This window comes from Halorubrum sp. AD140 (assembly GCF_034497445.1).
GTDB lineage: Archaea > Halobacteriota > Halobacteria > Halobacteriales > Haloferacaceae > Halorubrum.
This window is the reverse complement of record NZ_JAXRUU010000126.1, coordinates 1-2,591: the sequence shown is the minus strand read 5'-3', so window position 1 is coordinate 2,591 and position 2,591 is coordinate 1. Positions and strand designations below refer to the sequence as shown.

At 75.9% G+C, this 2,591-nt stretch carries 3 protein-coding genes and 1 pseudogene; 1 reads left to right on the top strand and 3 read right to left on the bottom strand.

The features are described 5' to 3' along the window. Positions 1-228, top strand: a pseudogene (locus tag U4E84_RS16555) (ATPase); the annotation flags it as partial. Between the two features lie 18 nt (positions 229-246). Here U4E84_RS16555 and pyrE read toward each other — a convergent pair. From pyrE to U4E84_RS16540, 3 genes are all read right to left on the bottom strand, one after another. Beyond that, positions 247-795 (bottom strand): orotate phosphoribosyltransferase, encoded by a 549-nt coding sequence (gene pyrE, locus U4E84_RS16550; protein WP_322533210.1) that lies wholly within the window; start codon positions 793-795, stop codon positions 247-249. Between the two features lie 76 nt (positions 796-871). Then, positions 872-1,837, bottom strand: coding sequence for a bifunctional 2-dehydro-3-deoxygluconokinase/2-dehydro-3-deoxygalactonokinase (gene kdgK1 / locus U4E84_RS16545; RefSeq protein WP_322533209.1), 966 nt, complete (start codon positions 1,835-1,837; stop codon positions 872-874). Positions 1,838-1,936: 99 nt separating this feature from the next. Beyond that, positions 1,937-2,485, bottom strand: a complete 549-nt coding sequence (locus U4E84_RS16540; protein WP_322533208.1) for a hypothetical protein — start codon at positions 2,483-2,485, stop codon at positions 1,937-1,939. Between the last annotated feature and the right edge of the window lie 106 nt (positions 2,486-2,591).

The window sequence follows — 2,591 nt, the reverse complement described above, 5'->3', positions numbered from 1 at the left end:
TCCCCGCGCGGCACCCAGCGGCTGTTCGAGACCGCCCGCGCCGCGGCGGTCCTCGCCGGACGGACGTTCGTCACGCCGGACGACGTGAAGCGCGTCGCGGAGCCGGCGCTCGCACACCGACTCGTGTTGACCCCGGACGCCGCCGTCAACGACGTCGACGAGCGCGACGTGATCGTCGACGCCCTCGACCGCGTCGCGGTGCCGACGGTGGACGCGCCAGAGGCGTAGCTGCGGTGAGAAGACCGGCTACTCGCCGTCCCGCTCCGCCAGCAGCTCCGTCGCCGTCAGCAGCGACTCCAGCTCCACGTCGTGGTCGGCGAGCAGCTCCGCGGCCCCCTCCTCGCGGTCGACGACGACGAGCACGCGGGTCACCGTCGCGCCCGCGTCGCGCAGCGCCTCGACGGCGTCGACGGCCGACTGCCCGGTCGTGGCGATGTCCTCCAACACGACGACCTCCTCGCCCTCGTCGAGCCGTCCCTCGATGCGGTTGCCGGTGCCGTACTCCTTCGCCTGCTTGCGCGCGATGACGTACGGCCGCCCCATCTCGGCGGCCGTCACGGCCACGAGCGGGACCGCGCCGAGCGCGACCCCCGCGAGCTTCGCGTCGGTGTCGGCGAGCCGGGCCGCGAACGCCTCGCTCACGAGCCGAAGCGCCTCCGGGTCGGTCTCGAACAGGTACTTGTCGACGTAGTAGTCGCTGGTGCCGCCGTGCGAGAGCTCGAACTCGCCGAATCGGACGGCGTCGGCCGCCCGCAGCGCCGCGATCAGCTCGCTCCGTCGCTCGTCGTCGGTCATACCCTGAGGGGGCGTGCCGGCGACCATAAACGGGTCGGAACGCCGGCGTCGGTGCCGCCTCCGAGCGCGTCGACGCCTACCGGTCGATGCCGGCCGCGCCGTCGACGACTGCCTCGACGTCCTCGGGGGTGATCACGGCCACGTCGCCGCCGACGGTGCGCTTCAGGGCGGCGGCCGCCGCGGCCCACTCCAGCCCGTCGGCGACGTCGCCGCCGTCGAGCCGCCTCGCGAGGTAGCCCGCGACGAACGCGTCGCCGGTGCCGATCGCGTCGAACGTCTCGGCGTCGAAGACGCCCTGCTCGTACAGCGCGCCGTCTCGCAGGGCGACCGCGCCCTCCGTTCCGCGGGTGACGACGACGGTGCGGAAGTCGAACTCGGAGGCGAGCCCGTGGGCGATCTCGACGGCGTCGCCCTCACGTCCGAGCACTTCGCGGGCGTCGCGCTGCGGGACGAACAGCGTGTCGACGTGCGCGAACAGGTCCTCGTAGGCCGCCCGCGCCGTCGCCGCGTCCCAGAGCTTCGCCCGGTAGTTCAGGTCGAACGAGCGCGCCGCGCCGGCCTCGCCCGCGGCCCGGAGCAGCGCGGTCGTCGTCTCCGCGGCCCGGTCGGAGAGCGCCGGGGTGATCCCGGTCGTGTGGAAGCGTTCCGCCGACTCCAGCGCGGCGGTCGGCAGCTCTCCGGGCGCGACCGTCGTGATCGCGGCGTCGGCGCGGTCGTAGATCACGGTCGTCCCGCGGGGTTCGCCGCCGTGTTCGAGGTAGTACGTCCCGACGCGGCTCGACTCGGGGTCGGCCCACGCGACGCCGGTTCGGACCCCGTGGCTCCGCAGCTCGCTCACGACCCGGCGACCGAGCGGCGACTCGGGGAGCTTCGAGAGCCAGACGGCGTCGGCGCCGAGCCGGGCCGCGCCGACCGCGACGTTGCTCTCCGCGCCGCCGGCCTGCACGTCGAGGGTCCGAGCGGTCTCTAAGCGGTCGCCCCGCGGCGGCGAGAGCCGGAGCATCGTCTCGCCGAACGTCACGAGGTCCGTCACGCCGACCACCTCGCGGGCCCGGCCCGCGCGCTCGCTGCGGTCGCCGCAGTCGCTGCGATGTCCATATCGGGGCGTCGGCGGGGGAGTACAAAAGGGCAGGCGATCCCGTCACCGGAGCGCCGACGCCAGCGCCACGGCGCCGAACAGCAGCAGCGCGAGCGCCGCGACCGGCTGCGAACCGGCGGCGGCGACGTAGACCCCGTACGCGACGGCCACCGCGAGCGCTCCCACGAGCGCGCTCGTCCCCGCGTGGACGGCGACGTTTCGGCGGGCGCGCGCCCCGCGCCCGACCTGCTCGCCGACCGAGAGGCCGTGGTCGGCGACGTCCCACGCGACCGCGAGCGCGACCCCGCTCGCGAGCAGTGGCTCGACGCTTCCGCCGCGGTATCCCGCGACGGCGAGGCCGACGACCCCCGCGCCGGCCGCCCACGAGAGGGTCCGCGGGGAGCGACGGGTCGACCCGGCGGCGAGGCCCACCGCCGCGACCCCGACGAGAGTGCCCCCGAGCGGCGCGGCGAGGAGCGCCGCGAGGCTCGCGACTCCGGCCGCGGCGAGGCTCGCCGCGACGGCGAGCGGCGGCGGTCGGGCGTCGCGCTCGGGCGGCTCGATCGGGTCGCTCGGCCCCTCGTCGCCGTCGATCGACCGCTCCGCGCTCACCGCGACCACCTCCCGGTCGCCCTCGCGACCGCGACCGGGAAGGACGCGTCCTCCCACTCGACCGCGCGGATCCCGGTCGACCGGAGCCCGCGGAGCCGCTCGCGGC

Bases quoted from the DNA above. Each gene is read 5' to 3' on its own strand.
- pyrE (WP_322533210.1), bottom strand. From the start codon at position 795: ATGACCGACGACGAGCGACGGAGCGAGCTGATCGCGGCGCTGCGGGCG.